Origin of the sequence: Psychrobacter sp. Pi2-51 (assembly GCF_904846665.1) — a bacterium.
Lineage (GTDB): Bacteria > Pseudomonadota > Gammaproteobacteria > Pseudomonadales > Moraxellaceae > Psychrobacter > Psychrobacter glaciei.
Window position 1 is genome coordinate 12,329 of sequence record NZ_CAJHBP010000029.1, and the last position, 24,114, is coordinate 36,442.

General features: G+C 44.0%; 19 protein-coding genes. 8 read left to right on the forward strand and 11 right to left on the reverse strand.

Annotated elements, in window-relative coordinates:
• Positions 1–189: 189 nt before the first annotated feature.
• Complete coding sequence (alr, locus tag JMY08_RS12210) at positions 190–1,296, reverse strand: alanine racemase (protein ID WP_201593550.1); 1,107 nt, start codon at positions 1,294–1,296, stop codon at positions 190–192.
• 150 nt (positions 1,297–1,446) lie between these two features.
• Positions 1,447–2,850 (reverse strand): replicative DNA helicase, encoded by a 1,404-nt coding sequence (gene dnaB / locus JMY08_RS12215; protein ID WP_010198448.1) that lies wholly within the window; start codon positions 2,848–2,850, stop codon positions 1,447–1,449.
• 334 nt (positions 2,851–3,184) lie between these two features.
• Between dnaB and pdxA the strand changes: the two genes are divergently transcribed.
• Together pdxA and JMY08_RS14055 are read left to right on the forward strand one after the other, a co-directional pair.
• Entirely contained in the window at positions 3,185–4,273 is a 1,089-nt protein-coding gene (gene pdxA, locus JMY08_RS12220; RefSeq protein WP_201593551.1) for a 4-hydroxythreonine-4-phosphate dehydrogenase PdxA, read from the forward strand.
• 331 nt (positions 4,274–4,604) lie between these two features.
• A complete protein-coding gene (locus JMY08_RS14055) occupies positions 4,605–4,994 on the forward strand; it encodes a DUF6122 family protein (protein WP_227669830.1) in 390 nt (129 codons plus the stop codon).
• 220 nt (positions 4,995–5,214) lie between these two features.
• Here the strand turns inward: JMY08_RS14055 and JMY08_RS12225 are convergent, their stop codons facing one another.
• Together JMY08_RS12225 and JMY08_RS12230 are read right to left on the reverse strand one after the other, a co-directional pair.
• Positions 5,215–5,853, reverse strand: coding sequence for a transmembrane anchor protein (locus tag JMY08_RS12225; RefSeq protein WP_201593552.1), 639 nt, complete (start codon positions 5,851–5,853; stop codon positions 5,215–5,217).
• A 16-nt stretch (positions 5,854–5,869) separates the two neighbouring features.
• A complete protein-coding gene (locus JMY08_RS12230; protein ID WP_194618631.1) occupies positions 5,870–6,610 on the reverse strand; it encodes a HupE/UreJ family protein in 741 nt (246 codons plus the stop codon).
• Positions 6,611–6,806: 196 nt separating this feature from the next.
• Here JMY08_RS12230 and JMY08_RS12235 point away from each other — a divergent pair, with 196 nt between their 5' ends.
• The 6 genes from JMY08_RS12235 to JMY08_RS12255 all read left to right on the forward strand — a co-directional run bounded on the left by JMY08_RS12235 (position 6,807) and on the right by JMY08_RS12255 (position 11,389).
• Positions 6,807–7,085 (forward strand): metal-sensing transcriptional repressor, encoded by a 279-nt coding sequence (locus JMY08_RS12235; protein WP_189581756.1) that lies wholly within the window; start codon positions 6,807–6,809, stop codon positions 7,083–7,085.
• A gap of 30 nt (positions 7,086–7,115) precedes the next feature.
• A complete protein-coding gene (locus JMY08_RS12240) occupies positions 7,116–8,438 on the forward strand; it encodes an MFS transporter (protein WP_201593553.1) in 1,323 nt (440 codons plus the stop codon).
• Positions 8,439–8,679: 241 nt separating this feature from the next.
• Positions 8,680–8,805: a hypothetical protein gene (locus JMY08_RS14155; protein ID WP_265087649.1), complete on the forward strand. Its 126-nt coding sequence runs from the start codon at positions 8,680–8,682 to the stop codon at positions 8,803–8,805.
• A gap of 12 nt (positions 8,806–8,817) precedes the next feature.
• Positions 8,818–9,153 (forward strand): hypothetical protein, encoded by a 336-nt coding sequence (locus JMY08_RS12245; protein ID WP_227669829.1) that lies wholly within the window; start codon positions 8,818–8,820, stop codon positions 9,151–9,153.
• A gap of 286 nt (positions 9,154–9,439) precedes the next feature.
• A complete protein-coding gene (gene rsmA / locus JMY08_RS12250; protein WP_201593554.1) occupies positions 9,440–10,303 on the forward strand; it encodes a 16S rRNA (adenine(1518)-N(6)/adenine(1519)-N(6))-dimethyltransferase RsmA in 864 nt (287 codons plus the stop codon).
• A gap of 249 nt (positions 10,304–10,552) precedes the next feature.
• The gene (locus tag JMY08_RS12255) at positions 10,553–11,389 is read left to right on the forward strand and encodes a symmetrical bis(5'-nucleosyl)-tetraphosphatase (protein ID WP_201593555.1); all 837 of its coding nucleotides are present in this window, start codon (positions 10,553–10,555) and stop codon (positions 11,387–11,389) included.
• 53 nt (positions 11,390–11,442) lie between these two features.
• Here the strand turns inward: JMY08_RS12255 and JMY08_RS12260 are convergent, their stop codons facing one another.
• From JMY08_RS12260 to ahcY, 7 genes are all read right to left on the reverse strand, one after another.
• Positions 11,443–13,932: a site-specific recombinase gene (locus JMY08_RS12260; RefSeq protein ID WP_201593556.1), complete on the reverse strand. Its 2,490-nt coding sequence runs from the start codon at positions 13,930–13,932 to the stop codon at positions 11,443–11,445.
• 270 nt (positions 13,933–14,202) lie between these two features.
• A complete protein-coding gene (locus JMY08_RS12265) occupies positions 14,203–15,987 on the reverse strand; it encodes an acyl-CoA dehydrogenase C-terminal domain-containing protein (RefSeq protein ID WP_189581771.1) in 1,785 nt (594 codons plus the stop codon).
• A gap of 307 nt (positions 15,988–16,294) precedes the next feature.
• Entirely contained in the window at positions 16,295–18,088 is a 1,794-nt protein-coding gene (locus JMY08_RS12270) for an acyl-CoA dehydrogenase C-terminal domain-containing protein (RefSeq protein WP_201593557.1), read from the reverse strand.
• 399 nt (positions 18,089–18,487) lie between these two features.
• Positions 18,488–20,200 (reverse strand): putative bifunctional diguanylate cyclase/phosphodiesterase, encoded by a 1,713-nt coding sequence (locus tag JMY08_RS12275; RefSeq protein WP_227679677.1) that lies wholly within the window; start codon positions 20,198–20,200, stop codon positions 18,488–18,490.
• A 195-nt stretch (positions 20,201–20,395) separates the two neighbouring features.
• Positions 20,396–21,268, reverse strand: coding sequence for a 16S rRNA (uracil(1498)-N(3))-methyltransferase (locus JMY08_RS12280; RefSeq protein ID WP_201593559.1), 873 nt, complete (start codon positions 21,266–21,268; stop codon positions 20,396–20,398).
• 205 nt (positions 21,269–21,473) lie between these two features.
• Complete coding sequence (locus JMY08_RS12285) at positions 21,474–22,322, reverse strand: methylenetetrahydrofolate reductase (protein WP_194618616.1); 849 nt, start codon at positions 22,320–22,322, stop codon at positions 21,474–21,476.
• A 13-nt stretch (positions 22,323–22,335) separates the two neighbouring features.
• Positions 22,336–23,760, reverse strand: a complete 1,425-nt coding sequence (ahcY, locus tag JMY08_RS12290) for an adenosylhomocysteinase (RefSeq protein WP_201593560.1) — start codon at positions 23,758–23,760, stop codon at positions 22,336–22,338.
• Positions 23,761–24,114 lie beyond the last annotated feature (354 nt).

Sequence of the window (24,114 nt, forward strand, 5' to 3'; positions counted from 1 at the left end):
CAGTGAAACGTCATCAGTGTTCAATAGCATCGCGTCAATGTGTGTTCAGTGCGTATACTGGGTTGACAACAAACTTTTAGTATAGCGTATTTACTTTCAATGTAAACGGGCAATTTTATCAAGATTCAATGGCTCACCAAATACGTTAAACAGAGTAGTCAGCCGTTAAATCCTGATAGGTTTCGATGACTACGCCAGTACACGCTTTGGACGTATGCTGAGGCGACAAAGTAGCTCGTAGCTAATCGTGCCCGCATGTCCTGCGATTTCATCGACGCGTGGCGCATCGCCCCATAATACCACCTTACTATCCAAAGCAAGGCTCTCAGGCGCGTTACTGATATCAATGACAATCATATCCATGGCCACACGCCCAATCACAGGGCAGCGGTAGTGTTGGGTGCTATCGGCATCGATGACCGTGACATAAGCGTCGCCTGTGACCACACGCGGATAGCCATCTCCATAGCCTACACTCACTAATGCCGTTCTAGTGTCTTGCTTGGCTTGCCAGCGACTACCATAACCGATAGCATCATTGGCACTGACAGTCTGTAGCGCAATAATCTGAGCACTAAAATCCATCGCTGCTTGCAAGTTTAATTCCTGTGCGCTTTGGTCAGTAACAGGGGAGCTACCATATAAGATGATGCCTGGACGTACCCAATCATAATGGTGCTCTGGAAAATTAACGATACCAGCAGAATTGCACAATGAGCCTTTGATATCTGGGCTAATAGTACTTTGTAAAGTCGATAATACGTCTGAGAAACGCTGAATTTGCATCGCATTTAATGGGTGGTCACGGTCATCAGCATTGGCAAAATGCGTGGTTAGTATCAGCTGATATCCCGCTTCATGTAGACGCTTAGCCGCCAACAGCACGCCCTCGGCATTAAAGCCCAAACGGTTCATACCCGTATTGTATTTAAGCCAAACCACTCTAGTCGCACTATTGGCTGGAGGAATGTTTTGTAGTGCCCATTCCAATTGTGGCTCGTGGTGAATCACGCAGCTTATATCTTGCTCAACGGCCTGCTGCCACTCATCGGCGGTAAACGCACCTTCTACCAATCCTATGGTTTTATCCCACCCCAATTTTCTGGCTTCTAGCGCTTCAGTTAAGGTGGCGACACCGATGCCATCTGCTTGCTGTAATGCTGGCAAGACTGCCGCCACGCCGTGCCCGTAAGCGTTGGATTTGACCATCGCCAGAACTTTAGACTGCGGTGCTCGTTGTTTTACTTGATTGAGGTTATGGGTAATGGCTTTTGGTTTTATAGTAATGGTGCGCATAATCGCCTTCTTTATGAGTAGAATTATGAAGTTATAAAGCCAGTACGGCATCAATTGGCTAATGCAGCACTGGCTATTTTCTAAAAAATTATTTATTAATTGATGCTCAAACCTCTACGTCTTTATCAAACTTAAACCTTATAAGATTGGTTATTCATCATTTTCAAAGCTGGCGTTTTGATAGTACTCGGGCGTTAAGTTGATAAAGCGGGTAAATTGACCTTCAAAGCCTAACCGTAGCGTACCGATAGGGCCGTTACGTTGTTTACCGATAATAATTTCAGCCACACCTTTGTGGTCTGAGTTCTCATTATAAACCTCATCACGATAGATAAACATAATCAAATCGGCATCCTGCTCAATCGCACCCGATTCACGCAAATCCGACATGATAGGACGTTTGTTGGGGCGGTTCTCTAGACTGCGGTTAAGCTGCGATAACGCAATGACGGGACATTCAAGCTCACGTGCCAGTGCTTTTAGACTACGAGAAATCTCAGAAATCTCGCCCACACGGTTGCCATCGAGATTGGGTACTTTCATCAACTGTAGATAATCGACCACGATAGCACCAAGCTTGCCATCATGGTTTTTGGCGATACGGCGACAGCGTGAGCGCATCTCAGACGGTGGCAGAGCGGTACTATCATCGATATAAAGGTGCTTTGATTGGAGATGTTGAATGGCGTTCATCATTTTTGCCCATTCATCTTCATTCATTTGCCCCGAACGCAAGTGCGTCTGATTGATTGCGCCCCATGATGATAGCAATCGCATCACGATAGACTCTGCGGGCATCTCCATCGAAAACACCACGACTGGCAAATCTTCGTTGAATAAAATCCCTTCTGCCAAGTTCATGGCAAAGGTGGTTTTACCCATAGAAGGACGGGCGGCGACAATGATCAAATCGCCTGCTTGCAGCCCCTGCGTTTTATTGTTCAACTCAGCGAATGGCGTCTGCAACCCAATCATGCCATCGGGATTGGATTTAAGCTCTTGAATTTTGTCGATGACGTTGGTCAGCACGGAGGTAATGCCCACAGGGCCACGTTGTTCGGCACGTTTATTGTGCTGCTCATTGATACTAAATATTTTGCCCTCGACACTGTCCAAAATATCACTAACACTTTGACTTTTAGGGTTGTAGGCAAGCGCTAGCATCTCATTGCCAGTAGTGATCAGTTGGCGTAGAGTAGATAGCTCACGTACACGCTGAGCGTAAGCGGTGAGGTTAAATAAAGTGGCGGGACTTTGGCTCAGAATATCTGCTAAGTAACTGTCACCACCTGCACCTTTGAGTAACTTCTGCGCTTCTAGCCAGTCGTGTACCATGACCGTATCATAAGGCTCATTGACGGCTGCCAAATGGGCAATGGCATCAAAAATATATTGATGTCGTCCAGCGTAAAAGTCATCTTTTGTGACGATATCCGCAATTTTATCGTACGCCTCTTCGATACTCATCAAAGACGCAAGCAAAGCCTTTTCAATATCGATATTGTGCGGCGGGGTTTGATTGAGTAAGTCGTCGGTTTTTTCAGTATCTGCCATGAGTGCCTAATGAGTTAAAAATCGGTATAAGAATGTGGGTTGGTCATGTAGCAAAACAAGTCAGGCATACTCTATGGTAAAAATACCAGAATATAAGAAGTTCTAAAACGCAAAAAGTAATAAAAGGCGGTCTTGCGCTTGCTTGTAAATGCTACAATCAGAGGCGAAAGTTTAACACATTATGTGCTTTTTTTAGACGAGATAAATAACTAAATCCGTAGTTATAGAAATTCCTAGACTATGAAATAGAATATAACGCCCAGATACAGAATATGATAAGTTTAATTATAAATACAATAAAATCAATTACTTAATTTAAAATAAGGTCATTGTTATGACGAATAAAAGACTGCCGCTGCTTATTACAACAGGTGAGCCTGCTGGTATTGGTATGGACGTCGTACTGCTATTAGCGGCTGAAGGCAAGTTGCAAGATTTTGAACGTCCCATTTGGGTTACGGCAGATAGCACCGCTATGCAAAAGCGCGCAGATACACTTGTAATGGCAGGCGTACTCGAAAGCTGTCCAGCTTGGCAAACGATGGATGCAAATATAGAAACTGATGATTTTTTAAGTCAATTATCACAGCAAACTTTGAACAGCGATAGTGCTTTTATTCTGCTGAATACGCCTTGTGCTGTGCCAGTCGTTCATGGACAAATTAATATCAGTAATTCAGCGATGGTTGCCACGCAATTAGCAGTTGCCCATCAGTTGGCAACCAAAAAAGCAGTTGCTGCTATCGTCACAGGACCATTGCAAAAATCTGCCTTGATAGATGCTGGTATAAAATTGCTCGATGGCACGATGTTTAGCGGTCATACCGAGTTTTTTATGCAGCAAAGTGGCTGTGAGAAAGTCGTCATGATGCTTGCTAATCAAGCCATGAAAGTGGCGCTCGTCACCACGCATCTGGCACTAAAAGATATTCCTGCCGCCATCACTGCTGACAATGTCCGCCAAACAGTACAAATCGTCATCGATGATATGCGAGAGAAGTTTGGCTTAATGCAGCCACGTATTTTGGTTTGTGGTCTTAATCCACATGCAGGCGAGGGTGGGCATTTGGGAGTGGAGGAGATTGAGATTATCAATCCAGTGTTAAATGAGTTTATCAATGCAGGCGTCGATATATCAGAGGCGATGCCAGCAGATACTTTGTTTACGCCTAGACATTTAGCAAACTGTGATGCAGTGATTGCTATGTATCATGACCAAGGTTTGCCAGTGCTCAAGTCACATGGTTTTGGTGATACGGTCAATCTAACCTTGGGCTTGCCTTATATTCGTACCTCGGTCGATCATGGTACGGCGCTTGATTTAGCGGGACGTGGAGGTGCAAGTGCCACTAGCTTATACCAAGCATTATTGATGGCAAATGAGATGGCGGATAAATCGCTTATTAATAGACCTCTTGTATAAAGCTGGTGCCTTAGCGAGAATTGTCACGCAGTATTGGGTCACTTTAGTGCCAGCAATGCCTATCTGTCTATGCATCATCAAAAACACTCTAATATAAGTGGTTCCATTATAGCGGTCTATTTTAAGTGGTCTGTTAATAGGTTTAAAGGGTGAAATGACTGGTTCCCTTGGGGTATACCCTAACAGGACTAGCTGTTTTCTGGACAGGTACGATAAAGAGGAAGTGAGTGTATGATGAATATATTTCATATGCATTCGGAAGGCGAAAAATGCCTTATGTTTTATCTGAGATTGATGTGCCACTGCAAACTATCTTGAGCTGGAAAAAACGATGATTCAAACCGTTATCCATTATTTTCTACATTTCGGTATGCCGTTGATTATCGCCTATACATTTTTTCGTAATGACTATAAACGCGTATATTTGATCTTGTTAGCAACTATGCTAGTGGATCTAGATCACCTACTAGCCACACCTATTTTCTCGCCCAATCGATGCAGTATTAACTTTCATCCACTCCATACTTATTATGCGATGGCAGTATATGCAGCTATGTTGTTTTTACCTAAGCCGTATAAAATAATTGGTTTGGGATTATTACTGCATATTCTCACTGATTTGAACGACTGCGTAATGACCTATCTGAATTGCCCACAGTGTTTGAATGACGCTCCTGCTCGTGAGTTGGTGGAATGGTTAGTCAGAGCTACAAGCACTTGATGCAGCTATAAGAATATCGTCTAGTATTTATCCTACCAATCAACTCTCTCATAACTTCTAGTAGCAGCATCTATGCCCTTGCTATCCAATTTTAAATAAACCTAGCAGCAGACCTAATGTGTTCTACCACTAGAATTTATTTAGAGTGTTGCTACACATTTGATAAAACAATTCAGTTTCTAAGTAGGCAACAGTAAGATCGCACTAACCACTACTGTTTTCACATCGTTTTAATACTGCTGTAATCGCCACGGGTACGCAGAATAACTTCAACATCTGAATCGCCACGATTGCGCCAAAACCAGCCGTGATTGCCTGTAAATGCGGCTTCTAAAACCCCTTCATCAGCGGCAACGCCGCGACCTTTCTCATAACTAATAGCCTTGCCTAATGCATCGCCATGAGTATCAAAGTTGACCTCACCGCCTGTCACGACCCAAGAGTATTCAGTCTTGGCACCTGAATCCATTTTCATTTTAATCTCTATTCCTTCCCCTGGCGTCAAGGTAAAGGGAGTTTCATCGCGCCATTCACCACTTGCGATGGCAGTATCAGCGGGTGTGGCACTCATTGCTTGCTCAGTCACACCATCTATATTTGGTGTTTCAGACGTCATTGTGTCAGTTGCTAGTAAACTCGCTGCATCGGCGGCAGCTTCATCTGCCAATTGCTGCTTAACTTGTCCCATTTCTGTCAATTGAAGAACACTACCAATCCCAGTTGGATCAATACCATACTCAGCGGGAAGAACCACCGTAAATAAGAGAACGACTGCTGCGATGCCAGCTAAAATAGTAGATTTGACGAGCTGCTTTGAAGTGGGAAGTTCAGCTTGTAAAGGAGTATCACTGTTATACATATTAAAAACCCTTGAATTAAGAAGACATTAAATAGCCAGTGAGCTGCATGCCCACTAAAATAAATCCTGCGCTCATCATAGCCACGTTGGCGGTATAGGCGTTACGGATGAAACTTAGCGTACGACGCCAATAGCTCATGCCAATTAATATGATGGCTAGAGCCAGTAGCTGCCCAATCTCCACACCGACGTTAAAGGCGAGTAAGTTAGGGAGTAGACCGTCAGGCAACATCTCATATTCAAGGAGCTTAGTAGATAACCCAAAGCCGTGGAAAAGACCAAAGACAAGCACCGCTATTTTAGTATTTGGCTGAAACCCAAACCATCTCTGGAAGGCACCAATATTGTCTAACGCTTTGTAAACGACAGAGAGACCAATAATCGCATCGATCAGGTAACTATTCATACCGATGTTGAAGTACACGCCTAAAATCATCGTGGCGGAGTGACCTAATGCAAATAGGCTCACATAGACACCAATATGCTTCATACGGTAAAGAAAGAAGATGACCCCGAAGAGAAACAGGATATGGTCATATCCCGTAATCATGTGCTTAGCGCCTAAGTACATGAAGGGCAGAATATTGACTCCTGAAATCTCCTGAATATACCCTTTATCCCCTGCGGTTACCGCATGAGCAAGCGCTTCATTGCTACCAGTAACAAGACAAATAAGCAGTATTGAGAGTACTAACAGACGGGTCTGCCAAGTCGCCCATGGCGATCTTGGAAGCCTATTGTAGACATGGCTATACATTAAGAATCCTATAGTGTAAGAGTGATGAATACGTGTATGTGCTTTTTAGAAAAAACTCTAAAATTATGAAAATTTTAAATGCAAATCGAATACTTAAGGAGTAAGATACTATCCCCTAGGGGGGGATAATGTCAACCATAAAATCTCAAGTCTTGTGAGGTATAATGGCGCTCTCTAGAGAAAGGATACTGTCATTATGAAAAAACCACACGTACACGCATCTCATCCAGCCGTAATCACACGCCTCAAAAAAGCGAATGGTCATTTAAGCAGCACGATAGAGATGTTGGTTGAGGGTCGAACCTGTCTTGATATAGCGCAGCAACTGCAAGCGGTAGAAAATGCCATTCATCAAGCTAAAAAAGTGTTAATTCAAGACCATTTAGATCATTGCCTTGAAGACTTATTAGGGGCTGTTGACAAAGATCAGCAGGACTCTATAGAGGAGTTCAAGGAAATAACTCGTTACTTATAAGATCAACCGACTGATCTAAAGAGACACTCCATGCTTAGTATCTTTGCAAACCGAACTTATCTCCATTTATTTGCCGCGCAAGTGATTGCCCTGATTGGTACTGGTCTAGCTACGGTGGCGCTAGGCCTTTTGGCATTTGATTTGGCAGGCAATAATGCTGGGGTCGTCATGGGAACGGCATTGGCCATCAAAATGATTGCCTATGTTGGCGTGGCACCCATTGCAGCGGCCTTTGCCGAACGGTTGCCTAAACGCACGCTGCTAGTGACACTAGATGTGATACGAGCCGGTGTCGCCCTGCTTTTACCATTTGTTTCCCAAATCTGGGAGGTTTATGTGTTGATCTTTGTATTGCAAGCCGCCTCAGCAGCTTTCACGCCTACTTTTCAGGCCACTATTCCTGATGTTCTGCCTAATGAAGCGGATTACACCAAAGCTTTGTCGCTCTCACGCCTTGCTTACGATATGGAAAGTCTAGTCAGTCCCATGTTAGCGGCAGCATTGCTGACAGTAATGAGCTTTCACAATCTATTTACGGGAACAGTACTGGGATTTTTAGCGTCTGCCATATTGGTCGTATCGGTCACGCTACCAGCGCATGCAATGCCCGCGCGCCGTAGCATTTATGATAGAACCACGCGCGGCATTCGTATCTATTTAGCGACCCCTCGACTGCGCGGATTACTCGCTGTTAATGTTGCCGTTTCTGCCGCTGCGTCTATGGTCTTTGTAAATACCGTGGTGATTATCCAAGGTGGTATGGGACTCACTCAGAGTGCAGTCGCATTAGCATTGGCGAGCTTTGGCGCAGGTTCTATGATTGCGGCACTGGCTTTGCCAAGTTTATTGGGTAAGCTGACAGATCGCAGCGTCATGTTAAGCGGTGTAGGGTTGCTTGTGGTGGGTATGTTCGCTGGTACCTTGATGATGGGACAAAACTCGCTTATGGCCTTATGGTTCGTGCTAGGTTTGGGTTATTCTGCTGCTCTGACACCTGCTGGACGCTTGCTATGGCGATCCTCACATCAGGAAGATCGTCCTGCATTGTTTGCTGCTCAGTTTGCTTTGTCTCACGTCAGTTGGTTAGTGTTCTATCCATTAGCGGGTTGGTTAGGTGCGCGCTACAGTATGACCGTAGCTTTTGCGGTATTAGGCGGTGCTGCTGCACTAGCGGTATGGGCGGCTTTTAGAGTATGGCCGTCTATTGATTTAAAAGAGATTGAGCACGAACATGCCAATCTACCAGAAGGTCATGTTCATGCTACAGGATCTCCTACACCTAACGGCTTACGCCATACCCATCCTTTCATAGTTGATGACTATCATCCGCGTTGGCCAAGCTCTGGTTCTTGATATAGATCCTGTACATGGGGGTTCGCTATTTTATAATAAAAAGTACACTGCTATGTACACTGAGCTACTATAAATGACTTTGACTACTGATATAAATAGCCTACAGCCTACAGCCTACAGCCTACAGCCTACAGCCTACAGCCTACAGCCTACAGCCTACAGCCTACAGCCTACAGCCTAGTGTTCAAGTCCTCACTAGGAAACCATGCTTATTTCTATATCGTCATAGAGGTGAAATAACATGACAACATTTAATATGAATAAACCAGAAATAGAGCAAGCTGCTATTGAGTTTAAAACGGTGCTGATAAATTGGAAATCAAGAGAAGGTATTATAGGGGCTTTCTCTACATATCGTGATCAATAGACAGACGAAGATGTGAGTAAAGCTGTAAGTAAGGAAACACAAGTTATTAAACCAGTATTAGAAGCCTTCGAGCCTGTATACCGTCTAGCTATACAGGGTAAAATAGAGAAACCTTTTTCCTTTCAAAGTTATATGATGACTTATGTTGGTAGAGTACTGGGCGATGAGTTGTCATGGCCTGAAGTTCGCGAGCCGTATCAGAGAATGATTAATAGTTTGAAAGGTGGGTTAACTACAGAAGAGCTCATAGACAGTATTTACTACAGAAATAATTTATTACCAGAGCATTATGATCAAGCGGTTAAGGAAATTGTAGCAGAGGGTTGGACTCATAATTACCCACAATAATTACTAAGAATGTTTTTCAATAAAAACCGCGAGACCATCCCAGCTTAATCTAAAGATTAAGCTGACCTTTCACATTAATAACTTTTATCTTATTCCCATAACGGGTCTTATGACAAATGATTATGAGGATAAAAAGTCTCGGGTGGGTTGCGCTAAGGTGTGAGTAACTTATCGATAAAACGTCTCAAAAACACAGCCTAATTATGAGCTGTGGTATAATTTGCCATTATAATACCAGCATATTGCTGCCATAGCCCATTTCTCTTTTATACATTAAGACTCTTTTATGTCCAAAACTTCGTTTGATGCCCAAACCATTTCCAATAGCCTACGGGCTGCCAAACACCAACCGCGTAAACGCTTTGGTCAAAACTTCTTACATGACCGCAGTGTTATCCGTGAGATTGTTGAGAGCATTCGCTTAGAGCGCGATGACAATTTAATCGAGATTGGCCCAGGTATGGGTGCGCTGACTGAGCCGTTATTGGCAGAAGTGGATGCGATGACGGTCGTAGAGCTGGATCGTGATTTGGCGGATAGCCTGCGTATTCGTATCGGTGCCAATAGCCATCCAAATTTTGAAATTATCAAAGACAATGCTATGCATGTCGATTATCGTGAGTTGTATAGCGACGAGCGCGGTAAGCTACGCGTGGTGGGTAACTTGCCATATAATATTTCTACGCCGATACTTTTTCATTTGCTCAGTTATGCCGATGTGATTCAAGACATGCACTTTATGTTGCAAAAAGAAGTCGTCGAGCGTATTACTGCTGACGTTGGCAGCAAGACGTATGGTCGCTTGTCGGTCATTATGCAATACCACTGTGATACGGATTATTTATTAACTGTGCCACGTGGCGCATTCAATCCGCCACCAAAAGTCACCAGCGCTGTATTTCGCCTGACGCCGCATATCAACAAACCTATCGTCGCAGAAGACGAAGAGTATTTTGCGATTGTGGTACGCGAAACCTTCAACCATCGTCGCAAGACCCTACGTGCTATTTTTAAAAAATCAACCTTGTTGCCGACGTTGAGCGAGGATGACTTTGCCGCTTGTGGTATTGATCCACAAGCACGCCCTGAAGTCTTGAGTGTGAAAGATTTTGTCAATTTGAGCAATCAGGCAGGCAAAGTAGCAGATTAATTCATCATCCAAAAATAGTTATCTAGGGTGTGTCCTCATTTCAAAAATGGTGATAAAAATGAGATAAATTGCAGTCAAACAAGGAAAATAGCGCAGATAATATCGGGATATTAACCAGCTATTTAACGATGTTTGGCAAAATTTAGCCATTTTTAGCCCGTTTAGATATGATCAATTGAATTGAGGACACGCCCTAGATATGAATAAAAATCATCGTATAAAAGTCATCACATAAAAGATAGAGGATTTATGAGTTTTCGCCACCAGTACGTCATCGGTGATCTGCAAGGTTGTTATGCGGCGTATCTTCATCTACTCGAAACATTGGATTTTGACCCTACTCAAGATAAATTGTGGTTTGCAGGTGACTTAGTGGCACGCGGCGAAGACTCACTGAATACGTTGCGCGATGTCAAGGCGCTCTGTGAGCAAGGCGCGGCTGCTACGGTGTTGGGTAATCATGATATTAACCTGATCGCTGTTTGGCGCGGTGCCGCTAAAATTAAGAAAAAAGACAAGACCGCACCAATTTTTGCTGCCGATGATTGTGATGAGCTATTACATTGGTTACGTCAGCAGCCGATACTGGCTTATCCTGATGCCAATACCGTACTGGTACATGCTGGCATCCCGCCGCATTGGACCATTGAAGCAGCAGCGGACTATGCCCAGCAGTTAGAGGCGCAATTACGAGGCAGCTTAAAGCAGCTTGATCGGTTGTTGCCACACTTATATAGCAAGACGGCCGATGATTGGTATACAGGTATCAACGGCTTTACCAAAATGCGCGCGATTGCCAACTACTTTACCCGTATGCGCTTATGCAAGCAGGATGGCACGCTCGAATTTAGCTTTACGGCAAGCTTAGATGATTCGATGCCAAAGGATTTTTTGCCGTGGTTTGAGTGGCAAGTACCCCGTACGCGCAAGATATTGTTTGGTCACTGGGCCGCGTTAAAAGGTGAGGTCGATCTGCCACATGCGCGCGCTTTGGATGGCGGCTGTGTTTGGGGAAATCATTTATTAGCCTATCGATTGGGTGATGAAGCGGTAATAACGTCAAGTGCGCATTGTCATCCGCCATAATTATGGCAGCTCATTAACTGAAGCGTGTCATCAAAACCACCAAAACTGCCCATTTAACTGGGCAGATTGGGTGGTTTTTTCGGTTTTGGCAGTGGGGTTTTGGCATCGCCAGCACCTTTGCTATCAGAGTCAATATTGTCTGCCTCATCACGGCTTATTTCATTACTACTAGTCGCAAAGCTATCAAGCGTTTTAGTGCTCCTATCATATTGAATATCATCGGTGTACGGCACACTATTGAGGTTATCATCCATCAGACCATCATCGAGATCGATCACTTGTTTGGCCATGGTTGAATGGGTGGTGCTATACGCTTCACGACTAGACATCTCAGGATCAGAATTACTGTCTGATGTTTGATTGTCATATTGTATGTCGGTCACTGCTGGATCATTTTTCATACTGCCTTGCATGGATTTAGGCAATATTTTTACGTCCGATAAGCGGCGCACAACGTAATTAGCAGGTATAGGCTTACCGCCTTTTTGCCCTGAAGTATCATCAAATATCATACGACCTTGGCTATCGATGCGCGCATATTTCATCGGTTTGTCGCGTGGCCAAAAAAAGTCAGATGGGTGACTGATAATATGACCAAAAACCAATTTGGTCAGACGTCCCCATTCAAAGAAGCGCACTTCTTTTGAGCGTAGCGCCACGAACAGGGCGAGGGAAAAGCTGACCATCAAGTTGACGATACCGATAAGAGCAACACCAAGAATGGACAGTAAGATGACGTTCCAGCTTATATCATCAGCGGACATGTTAAACAGTCCATGCGCCAAGTTGGCTGAGGCAAAAGCAATATGGCGAATATCAATTGGTAAGCCAAAAATAAAGCCGATAGTGGCAGTGCTGCCTAAGAACACCCCGAATAAAAAGTTGCCCATGATGGCACCTAAATTCGCTTCTACAAAGCCACCAAAGCGCTGTAGCCATGATTTAGGCAGTAGGATTTTGAGCAACTTATGCCGCTGTATACGTGCGCCCACATGGTTATAAACCGCTAAGTTGTCGTAATAACCAGCGATCAGACCCGATAAAAATAAATAGACACCAGCAATGGCAGCGTGGGGAAGGGCGAGCGAGCGAAAAGGATCAAGATCATGTAAGAGATGCCCAGCCTTCTCAGTATCAATCATCGGCGTGCCTGTATATTGGAGCCAAGCAAAAGAGATAATAAGAGCGACCGGTACCGCTAGCATTACATTACCCATGATAGCGACAAATTGGGTACGTAAAATATCGACTACCAATTCTGACAGCTTGGTTAGCTGATGAGACTTCTTGCCAGAGCCATCCGATATAGTGGAGGCAATAGCCGCCGCCGTCATGGCGGGCTGCTTGGTAGCAACGGTACCGCGAATGACATGGATAAAGACAAAACCCAAGCCATAAATCATGCTGTTGATAAATGCCCGACCCATTGGTGCGAGGGCTAAATGATAAGCCAATATCTTGGTGGTCGCCATAAAAGCAATGATAAAGCCACCGATAGAGGCTTTTTTAAACATTTTCTGATAGCCGGATTTATCAGTACTAATATAATGCTCACCGACACGGCTCGCGTTTTCAGTCACTTTGCGCGAGAGCAGTTTGGTATTATTATCAATCAAATAGCCGATACTATAGCGACGATTGGCAGTGGTAATCAGCGTTTGTATCAGTTCAATGACGGCCAGATCACGCTTGTTATAATCATCAGTCACCAGTTCAGTCAAGATACGCATACGCTGCAAGCTTTGGTCGAGGCGCAGCATCATATTGGTCAGTCGAATAGAAATACCCGTCTTATAAATACGTTTGCGAACCGTGGCAACGATATCTTCGCATTGCTCAATCATGACAAGTAACGGTGCTGGATCGACGGCTTTTTCGGGGGTGATATCAGTCAAAGTATCAAGCTCATGCGCCTGCCTATATTGATTGACGAATAAAACGGCTTCTTGGTTTTGGGCCACAAAAGAGGCTGAGTAGTTCAGCATTTGCGGGTAAGAATCCATCAAGTCAGGATGCAAGCCAAGACCGCTGATGCGATAAGATAAAATGATAATCGCGTTTAAAATACTGTTTTTCGCCGTGGCGACTAGATCTAAGTGTTCTTCTTTGACTCTCAGTAATTCAACCAGCTCATCCCATTTTTCTTTGTCGATATTGGCCAACCAACGCTCATCAGAACGCTTGTTAAATAGGTAACCAACCAACTCAACCACGGAGTCCTCTTGCGGTAGTATTGGCAAAAGTCGATGGCCAACTAAACGGCGCAAACTATTAAAAAATCCCTGATCCGACATAATGCCAGTATCGGTATAGAGTGCAATTTGCCGGTATTGGATAATGAGCTTTAGTACAAAACTGGCAAGGCCGTCACCATATTCTGGATGCTGACGAATGACATCAATGAGGTTCTGAATATTATCATTGGCCAAGACCGGCTCTTTTTCAGTGACCCGTAGCTCATCTATTAAGCGTTTTAGTACCGCAGGATCAGGTACATCACTTAGCGCCGTAATCTGCTGTAAAATGCGTTTTAATTCTGGCACGTCGCATCCTTTATCATGGTGGTTTCAACCGTTTTTATTGTTAGATTTTGAATATTATTATCTGGTATACAATATAGGTTATGACTAAAAGCTTGGTAGTACTATGAAGTAACTTAAGCGATAGTTTGCTTTGCGTTATTCTAATCGGAACGATGCATCGATAGTTAATTATTTTGTTAGCAGTTATTTAAAAAATATTTTTGGCAAAAAAAGGGACAGTAGCGATACTGTCCCTTTTGTCATGATATTTTAATTATTAAACATCGCTAATTAGTTAGCAGGTACATCAAAGTAGTCAAGATCAAAGTTCATCATAGGATCGCTACCTGCTTGCACCATTTGCGCATGCGCATCGATACGTGGCAATACACGACCAACGAAGTAGTCAGCAAGCTTGGCTTTGTTCGTGTAGAACTCGCCTTCTTGGCCGTCAGCAGCTTCAACCATCAACGCAAACATATACGAGTAGCACAGGTAGCCAAAGGCATGCATGTAGTCAACGGCACAGCCATTGATTTCGTTTTTACGTTCGCCAATGTTGCTCAGCACAGTTTTAGTCAACGCTTCAATCGTATCAGCGGCATCTAGTGTGGCTTGTTTGATGCCGTGATTGGCTTGCATATTATTGACAAAATCACGAATTTCACCTAAGAAATGAGTGACGTATTTGCCGTTATTGCGCGCCACTTTGCGGCCTAGTAAGTCAAGGGCTTGAATGCCATTGGTGCCTTCATAAATCTGGGCAATACGCGTATCACGAACGATTTGTTCCATACCCCATTCGCGGATATAGCCGTGACCACCAAATACTTGCTGACAATCAATAGTGGCTTCTAATGCTTTGTCCGTCAAAAATGCTTTGGCAACTGGAGTCAGTAGGGCAACGCGAGCGGAAGCCGCTTTGGCTGCTTCTGGATCGGTACTAAACTTTTCTTCATCAAGGTTCTTGGCAACATACATGGCAAAGCAACGTGACGCTTCAGTATTGGTCTTAGCATTTAACAACATGCGGCGTACATCGGCATGATGGATAATCGCATCCGCAGGTTTTTCTGGGCTTTGCAACTGGGTATCACTACGACCTTGACCACGGTCATTGGCATAAAGTGCCGCATTTTGATAGGCAAGCTCAGCACCACCAAGGCCTTGTAGACCCATAGTGACACGCTCATAGTTCATCATAATGAACATAGAAGACAGGCCTGTGTTTTCGGCACCAACCATCCAGCCTTTGGCACTATCAAAGTTCATCACACAAGTGGCAGATGCTTTGATACCCATTTTGTGTTCGATAGAACCGACTGCCAATGTATTGCGTTCACCCAAGCTGCCATCTTCATTGACCAAGAATTTTGGTACAACAAATAGCGAAATGCCTTTTGAGCCTTCTGGTGCATTGGGTGTTTTTGCCAATACTAAATGAATAATATTTTCAGTTAGATCGTGCTCACCGCCCGTGATAAAAATCTTAGTACCAGAGATGTCATAGCTGCCATCATCGTTAGGTACGGCTTTGGTCTTGATGATGCCTAAGTCAGTACCCGCATGTGGCTCTGTTAAGCACATAGTGCCAGCCCATTCGCCGTTGTACATTTTTTCTAGATAGGTTTGCTTTTGCTCTTCAGAGGCCGCTGCATTTAGGCAAAGCGTTGCGCCTACAGTTAGGTTAGGGTAAAGGGCAAACGATTGGTTAGCGGTAAAAACCATCTCTTCGGTGAGCATGGTCACCATTTTTGGAAAGCCTTGACCACCGTATTCAGAGTTACCGCTTAAGCCAACCCAGCCTGACTCAGCATATTGCTTATATGCTTCTTTAAAGCCTGTTGGGGTAGTGACAACGCCATCACCCTGAAAAGTAGCGCCTTCTTCATCGCCACTACGGTTGATGGGCAGCAGAACGTTTTTGGTCAGTTTTGCCATTTCTTCTAAAATCATATCGACAGTGTCCATGTCAACATGAGCCAAATTGTCGTTGTTTTGCCAAAATGCATTCGCATTAAAAACATCATTTAAGATGAAGCGCATGTCATTAAGAGGGGCATTATAAACAGCCATCAGCAGTCCTTTAGTTCAAATGAATAAAAATTAAATACATTAAGATTATCGGTTGTTCTTTTTGAGTTAACCTTAATGGCTAATAGCTAAAGTTTAGCAAATTAGAGGCTTAGCTTGTGTATTTCTTCGTGAATTGTGCGTGCACCAAAAGTTAGTAGCGACTATTGTGATGCTGAAATACATCTCAAGTGTTAAAGCCACCATTGACGCATGATGCTAACAAGATGAACAGCGCTACAAAATAAATCGGCAACATACTGTGGTATGTTGCCGATCATGTATCTTAGCTAATTTACAAAGTCTTTAATTAAAAGGCAAACTGCTCAACATCCATACTCATGTACGGCTCAACACCAGTGCTGATACGCTCTACGTGTGTGGTGGTACGTGGAAGTAATTTGGCAAAATAGAACTGAGCCGTCTTGATTTTAGCATCATAGAACGCAGGTTCGCTGCTGCCATCAGCAATAGCAGTTTGTGCCACAAGTGCCATACGTGCCCATAAATAAGCCAGAGTCACGTAACCACTGAAATACATGTAATCAACCGCCGCACCGCCTACTGCTTCAGGGCTTTCAGTGGCTTGCATGCCAATGCGCGCTGTTAAGTCGCCCCATTCTTTTAGATGCTTGACCAGTGGACGGATAAATTGACCCATCTCATCATTTTCTTTGTTTTCATCACAGAAGTCTTGGATGACTTTGACAAAATTTGCAAGCAGCTTGCCTTGTGAACCCAATACTTTACGGCCCAATAGATCAAGTGCTTGGATTTCAGTGGTACCTTCGTATAGACAAGCGATACGGGTATCACGGACGTTTTGCTCCATACCCCATTCGCTGACAAAACCGTGACCACCATAAACTTGTATACCATGGTTTGCCGCTTCTAGACCAGTCTCGGTCAAGAAGGCTTTAGCAATTGGTGTCAACAATGACAGCATTTGATCAGCAAATTTAAGCGCTTCTCCTTCACCTTTTGCCACAGTATCCGCAAAATGTGAGAGATAATAAACCAATGCACGGCCACCTTCAGCAAACGCTTTTTCGGTCAATAGCATGTTGCGAACCGCTGGATGTACAATGATCGGGTCAGCTACTTTTTCTGGTGCTTTGGTACCTGACAAAGAGCGCATGGCCAAACGATCTTTGGCATAAGTCAATGAGCCTTGGAACGCGTACTCTGCTGCAGTCAAGCCCTGAACAGCAGTACCGATACGGGCAACGTTCATAAATGTGAACATGCACTGTAGGCCGCGGTTTTCTGGGCCAATTAGGTAACCTGTTGCGCCATCGAAGTTGATGACACAAGTGGCAGAGGCTTTAATGCCCATTTTATGCTCGATAGAGCCACAAACGACATTGTTACTATCGCCAACGCTACCATCTTCTTGAACCGTCATCTTAGGAACGATAAACAATGAGATGCCTTTTGTGCCAGCAGGTGCGCCTGGTAAACGCGCCAATACAATGTGAATAATATTGTCGGTTAAATCATGCTCACCGGCTGAGATGAAAATCTTTTGACCAGTAATGCTATAGCTACCATCTTCTTTTGGTTCAGCTTTGGTACGGATAATACCCAAGTCAGAACCGGCGTGTGCTTCAGTCAGACACATCGTACCTGACCATTCACCGCTGATCATTTTTTCTAAATAGATGTTTTTCTGCTCATCAGTACCATGATGCTCAATGGTTTGGATCGCACCATGTGATAGGCCTGGGTACATAGAGAATGACCAGTTAGCCGTACCAACCATCTCATTGATGACCGTTGATAATGAAAACGGCATGTTTTGACCACCGAATTCTTCTTCAGCAGACAACGCAGGGAAACCAAGCTCACAATACGCTTTATAGGCTTCTTTAAAGCCTTTTGGTGTCGTTACTTTGCCGTTATCAAACTTGCAGCCTTCCGCATCGCCGCTTTGGTTCAATGGTGACAGCTCATTTTCAGCAAAGCTTGCAGCCATTTCAAATAGGCTATCCATTAGCTCGCGGTCTGCTTCTTGAAATGCAGGTAGCGTTTTGTAATGGCTTTCGCTATCGAGTAGTTCATGCATAACGAATTGAATATCACGTAAAGGTGCTTTGTATTGCATAACTTCCTGTCCTTTTTGTAATGCAATCAATAATAGCTGGTCGTCCTATGACAGCGCTAGGGTTTAGCGCATGATGCAGGATTGACTATATCCAGATGGTCTGTTGAAGTCGCAGACCTATCTAAGGTATCGATTGCATAAAATAGTATTGAAAAGAATGGTGATTGTTAGAGTCAGTTTGATATTTAGTAAGCTCTAACAAATTCACTATAAAAGATAGGCTTTCATAGGCGATTATACAAGTTTGGTAACAGCACTGATAAGTCATGAACCTACCTTGCATCCGTTATGCAATCAACGTTAGGCGAAAAAAATAATGATAATGATCGACTAAAAAATGGTTGGCTGATTCTCGATTAAAATACTGATTAGTCAGTTGCAATTAAAAACTGAGTCTTATCATTTAGACAAATATTGCTGCGTTAACATTTCAGTTGCGATATCAGCAGTCACGGGTTTACTAAACCAATAGCCTTGTCCATATTTACAACCCATGTCTAACAGTAAATCGCGTTGTTGTTTGGTTTCGATACCCTCAGCGATGACCTGCATATCAAGCGCCACCGCTAACTCTAAAATAGCCTTGACGATCGCATATTGGGTACGGTCCGTTTCAATCTTAGAGATAAAACTTTTATCGATTTTGATAAAGTCAAAAGGATACTCTTGTAGATAGCTTAAAGAGGCATAACCCGTACCAAAATCATCCAGCGCTAAACAAATCCCCAACTCTTTCAGTAAGTTGAGCTGTTTCTTGACATTAGCATGGCGCTGTATTAAAGAGGATTCTGTGACTTCGATATGCAATTGATGGGCATGGATATCGTGCTGCACAAATAAGTTGCTCACCATCTCAAAGAAATCAGGATGGCTAAATTCAGCAGCATCGGCATTAATACAAATATGTTGATCGAAGCCAAGTTTTTGCCAAATAGACAACTGTTCCGCAATTTGAGTCGCCATTTGTGAGAACAGCTCAAATGACAGTTTGTGCGTGATGATGGCATTCATAAAGTGAACAGGTTTTAGCAGCCCACGAGTGGGGTGCTGCCAGCGTACCAGCGCCTCAAAGCCAGTAATAGCCCCAGTATCTAAGGAAAATTTCGGTTGATAATAGGGTACAAACTGAACATCATTGGTGGCAGCTCTAAGCTCCGCTTCCAACTGTAAACTATTGGCAGTTGCCTCATCGATGGTCTTGTTGTACCAACAGATGTCGTCACCACCTTGCTGTTTAACATACTGTAGGGCTTTTTCAGCTTTGGTCAATAACCCTATCATTTCGTAATCATTTTCAGGGAAAAAACTGACCCCAACTGAGATATGACAATAAATGGCTGTATCTTCTGCTGGCTCATTACTGACGAAAAAAGGGTGCTCACACATTTGCATCAAGAGGTCTAACTGATTGCGTACGGAATTGGCATCAGTGCATTCGAATAATAGGGCAAAGTCATCACCACCAAAGTGTGAAAAACAATGCAAATCTTCGAGCTTTAAGGTTTTGACCCGTAGTACGAAGCTTTCTATGAGAGTATTAATACCGTTGGGGCCGAGTAGGCTTGCGAGGTTACGATAACGATCAATGTTTAGGCGTACAATCACGACTTCTTGATAACTTTCTAACAATAGCTCACTGGTCTGACTCAAAAAAACCTTGCGGTTGGGCAACCCTGTCAGTTGATCGTAATTGAGTAGATGATTCATTTGTTTTCTGTCTTTTACGACCGACGACATATCGCGCACCACACCGATATAATAACCCGTTTCTCCCACATAGATTCTTCGGTAAGTGATATGGCAATTCAGAACTTGTCCATAGCGAGTCGCTATCGAAAAGTCAATTTCATAAAATCCCTTACTGTCTAAATGACTGGTAAGATCATTTAAAATAGCTTGCTCTTCTTTTGATAAAAACTCAGCCGCATATATACCAAGTGGTCGCCCCAGCAAAAAAGATTCACTGTAACCAATCATAATCTCGTAAATAGCATTGACCGACAGATAACGAAAGTTTGCGTCTAAGATAAAGATAGCGTCTTCATATTGCTCACATAACTGTGTCAGCAGCTGCTGCTTATCTGAGAGCGGTAGGGTGGTAAAAGTAGTCATAATTGGACTCACTAAGTCAACGTCAAGTCTAAAAAATTGGTCAGTCATTGCTAGCAATAACCACCGTCAGTCATATGGATTACCTAAGCTCAGCGGCTCAAGCTATCTCCCAGTTTGCAAAGCAATAAGAAGCGTTGTATCAGAGCACTTCATTTAACCTAACCATCAGCATATATACAGAATGGCGTTTGGTGATTAATGGCTAAGCGCATGCAACGTTGCCAAGGCGACGACAGGCGCGGTCTCTGTTCGTAGCACACGATTACCGATCTGCCAAGGCGCAAAGCCTACTGTTTGTGCTTGCACTGATTCGTTATTACTGAGACCACCCTCAGGACCGATTAGCAGCTCAATGTAGGGTTTGTCTTGTGTTAGTGCGATTGATAGTGTCTCTGGCTGCAGAGGTTGTCCCGCTGCTGGCACGCTCATCATCAAACGGCTATCTGCTGGCTGGTTTAATACTTGATAATAAGGGGCTTCACTCAGTGTCGCGACAATGGGGCTAACCGCAGCGCTGACAGATATTGCTGTGTCTGTAGCGTCGGTCGCTGAATCACGTAACCAGTCATTGATAGACAGTGGTGCAAGTATAAGAGGAGGGCGATTGAGGCCGCATTGTTCACAGGCAGCGATAGCGATTTGTTGCCAATGCGCCAGCTTTTTTTCGACTTGGGCGGGTTTGAGATTGACTTCGCCATGATGACTGCTGAGGAGCTGAATAGCAGTGACACCAAGCTCAGTGGACTTTTGAATGGCATAATCCATTCGTTCACCGCGACTCATCACTAATGCTATTTTAGTCAATACAGGGGCGCTGCAGTCATCCGTTGAATGACTGAGCAAAGTAGCCGTTGCATTTTTCTTACTAATCGCTTGTAGCTCTACCTGATATTCGCCGCCAAAGCCATCAAACAAAATACCTTGATCACCGATATTTGCGCGTAATACTCGGCACCAATGATGAACGATGCTGTCTGTTAATTCGACACTAGCACCAATAGATAATGCGCTAAGGGTAGGAAAGGTGGTGTTCAGATCGTTACTGATAGCATAAAAAAAACGTCGCACAGTCGTTTAGTCCTTTAATTGAACAATAATCCCTCTCAACATGTTAGCAGAATATGAGTGGCGGAGGGAAAGGTATTGTCACAGGTGTTTGGGAAATAAAACAGGTCGTGTAGAGCAGTTGTTAAGACAAGATAGATCATAAGTAAAACGAAAAAACTGGCACTCCGAAGAATGCCAGTCATTTAACAAGAAGTTCAACAAAGGTCTAAGCGGTAAGTCCCAACGCTTCAACCAAACGCTTATTCGGCTCAACCTTATTCATGCTATAAAAATGCATGGCAGGTACACCCTCATTGATTAAACGCTCACATAGACGATATACCACATCAAAACCAAATTCTCGAATGGCTTTGCGATCATCACCAAAGTCAGCCAACTGCTTACGCACATAACGCGGAATATCAGCGCCACAGCTATCGGCAAAGCGTACCAAATTGCTTGAGTTGGTAATGGGCATAATGCCAGCCACCAATGGCTGTGCTACGGTATCAATCCCACGCTTTTCTAAGGTATCACGCAAATATAAGTAGCTATCAGCGTTATAGAAAAACTGCGTAATCGAAGCATTAGCTCCAGCTTGGTATTTATTGACCAAATTGTCAACATCAAACGCAAAGCTACGCGCTTGTGGGTGCATCTCAGGATACGCGGCCACTTCAATATGGAAGTGATCGCCTGAGTGCTCACGAATGAATTTTACCAAATCGACAGCAAATGGTAGTTCACCCATACCCACCTGACCTGAAGGCAAGTCACCACGTAGCGCGACTAGGCGCTTGATACCTAAGCTTTTGTAGTGCTCAAGCAATTCAGCGATTTCTGCTTTATCATCACCAATACAAGACATATGCGGCGCAATGTCAGTATCGCCGCGTGCACATAGTGCTTGAACGATATCTAAAGTGCGGTTACGGGTTGAACCGCCAGCACCGTAGGTCACCGAAAAGTACGCAGGTGATAGCTTATTCAGCTCATCATAAGTGCTGAGTAGCTTTTCATGACCCAGTTCGGTTTTGGCTGGAAAAAATTCAAAGGAGAAAGCAGGCTTAGTCACAGTCTGGCTCCTCTTAGTATTTATAAGCGTCAGGCTTAAATGGACCTTCGACAGGTACACCCAAATATTCTGCTTGTTTATCCGTTAGCTTCGTCAATGTACCGTTAAAACCGGCAACCATCGCAGCAGCGACTTCTTCGTCGAGCTTCTTCGGCAATACTCTGACGTATAAGTTGTCAGTGCGCTCATCAGCTGGCAAGTCAGCGAATTTTTCTTCGAACAAATACATTTGCGCCAATACTTGGTTAGCAAATGAGCCGTCCATCACGCGTGATGGGTGACCAGTGGCATTACCAAGGTTTACTAAGCGACCTTCAGCAAGCAAAATCAAATAATCATTTTCGTCGTCTGAGCGGAAGATTTGATGCACTTGTGGTTTAATCTCAACCCAGCGCCAGTTGTCACGCATGAATTGGGTGTCGATTTCGGTGTCAAAATGACCGATGTTACAAACGACTGCACCAGGTTTCAGTGCTGCAAGCATATGTCTGTCACATACATGGTAGTTACCAGTAGTAGTAACAATCATGTCAGTATCTTCTAGCAAGCGTGTGTTGATGTTTTCTGCGCCGCCAGTGTTATCACCGTTAATGTAAGGCGATAATACTTCAAAGCCATCCATACATGCCTGCATGGCACAGATAGGATCGACTTCTGATACACGTACGATCATGCCTTCTTGACGTAAGCTTTGCGTAGAGCCTTTACCCACATCGCCATAACCGATGACTAGAGCGCGGCGACCAGCAAGGAACATGTCGGTAGCGCGTTTAATCGCATCGTTTAAGCTATGACGGCAGCCGTATTTGTTGTCATTTTTAGACTTAGTGACAGCATCGTTGACATTGATGGCAGGTACTTTAAGCGTACCTTTGTTTAACATCTCAACTAAGCGATGAACACCAGTAGTGGTTTCTTCTGAGATACCATGAATGCTATCAAGAAGCTCAGCATAATCATTATGAATCAAAGCAGTTAAGTCACCGCCGTCATCCAAAATTAGGTTGGCATCCCAAAGTTGGCCTGATGCTTCGCCGCCAACGTGAACTTGCTGACGTAAGCACCATTCATACTCTTCTTCTGTTTCGCCTTTCCAAGCATAAACAGAGATACCAGCAGCAGCAATCGCAGCAGCAGCATGATCTTGAGTTGAGAAGATGTTACATGAGGTCCAACGTACTTCAGCACCTAGCGCGACTAGTGTCTCGATAAGTACGGCAGTTTGGATGGTCATGTGGATACAACCAGCGATTTTCGCGCCTTTAAGCGGCTGGTCTGCTTCGTAGCGACGACGCAAGCCCATTAGGGCAGGCATTTCGGCTTCAGCAAGGGTGATTTCACGGCGGCCGTAATCAGCAAGGCTGATGTCAGCGACTTTATAGTCAGTGAAAGAGGGGTCGATCGTATGGGCAGATGGTGTAGTAGACACTGCGTCCATAATATGCTCCTATCAGTGGTTAACGTATGATAAAAAGAATAAAAACGCAGGTGCCGTTGTTTGCGCTGTGAGCGACCAAAATAGGGCGCTCGACAGTTAACCGAGCCTAACATAACCTGTAATTTGCATGATTTTAGTCTCTCAATGCAATATTCGTGGTCATGGCGCAACACCTCTCGGAGGTCGTTATTGTAATAGATGAGTCATGGATTGTCACCTGTTGGATAACATAAATAGATGACGGTATAGGAAGATAAGATGCCGAGCGGTAATATAGAGTGTCCCATCCTAGAATAGGTTGAGGGTTTATGAGAAGTCAGATACTTAGCAGTATCTGACTTTTTCTTTGAGTAC

Coding starts and splice junctions, on each gene's coding strand:
- JMY08_RS12265 (WP_189581771.1), bottom strand. CDS start 15,987: ATGGCTGTTTATAATGCCCCTCTTAATGACATGCGCTTCATCTTAAAT.
- JMY08_RS12230 (WP_194618631.1), bottom strand. CDS start 6,610: ATGTATAGCCATGTCTACAATAGGCTTCCAAGATCGCCATGGGCGACT.
- alr (WP_201593550.1), bottom strand. CDS start 1,296: ATGCGCACCATTACTATAAAACCAAAAGCCATTACCCATAACCTCAAT.
- JMY08_RS12240 (WP_201593553.1), top strand. CDS start 7,116: ATGCTTAGTATCTTTGCAAACCGAACTTATCTCCATTTATTTGCCGCG.
- JMY08_RS12255 (WP_201593555.1), top strand. CDS start 10,553: ATGAGTTTTCGCCACCAGTACGTCATCGGTGATCTGCAAGGTTGTTAT.
- JMY08_RS12225 (WP_201593552.1), bottom strand. CDS start 5,853: ATGTATAACAGTGATACTCCTTTACAAGCTGAACTTCCCACTTCAAAG.
- rsmA (WP_201593554.1), top strand. CDS start 9,440: ATGTCCAAAACTTCGTTTGATGCCCAAACCATTTCCAATAGCCTACGG.
- pdxA (WP_201593551.1), top strand. CDS start 3,185: ATGACGAATAAAAGACTGCCGCTGCTTATTACAACAGGTGAGCCTGCT.
- JMY08_RS12275 (WP_227679677.1), bottom strand. CDS start 20,200: ATGACTACTTTTACCACCCTACCGCTCTCAGATAAGCAGCAGCTGCTG.
- JMY08_RS12270 (WP_201593557.1), bottom strand. CDS start 18,088: ATGCAATACAAAGCACCTTTACGTGATATTCAATTCGTTATGCATGAA.
- ahcY (WP_201593560.1), bottom strand. CDS start 23,760: ATGGACGCAGTGTCTACTACACCATCTGCCCATACGATCGACCCCTCT.
- dnaB (WP_010198448.1), bottom strand. CDS start 2,850: ATGGCAGATACTGAAAAAACCGACGACTTACTCAATCAAACCCCGCCG.
- JMY08_RS12235 (WP_189581756.1), top strand. CDS start 6,807: ATGAAAAAACCACACGTACACGCATCTCATCCAGCCGTAATCACACGC.
- JMY08_RS14155 (WP_265087649.1), top strand. CDS start 8,680: ATGACAACATTTAATATGAATAAACCAGAAATAGAGCAAGCTGCTATT.
- JMY08_RS14055 (WP_227669830.1), top strand. CDS start 4,605: ATGATTCAAACCGTTATCCATTATTTTCTACATTTCGGTATGCCGTTG.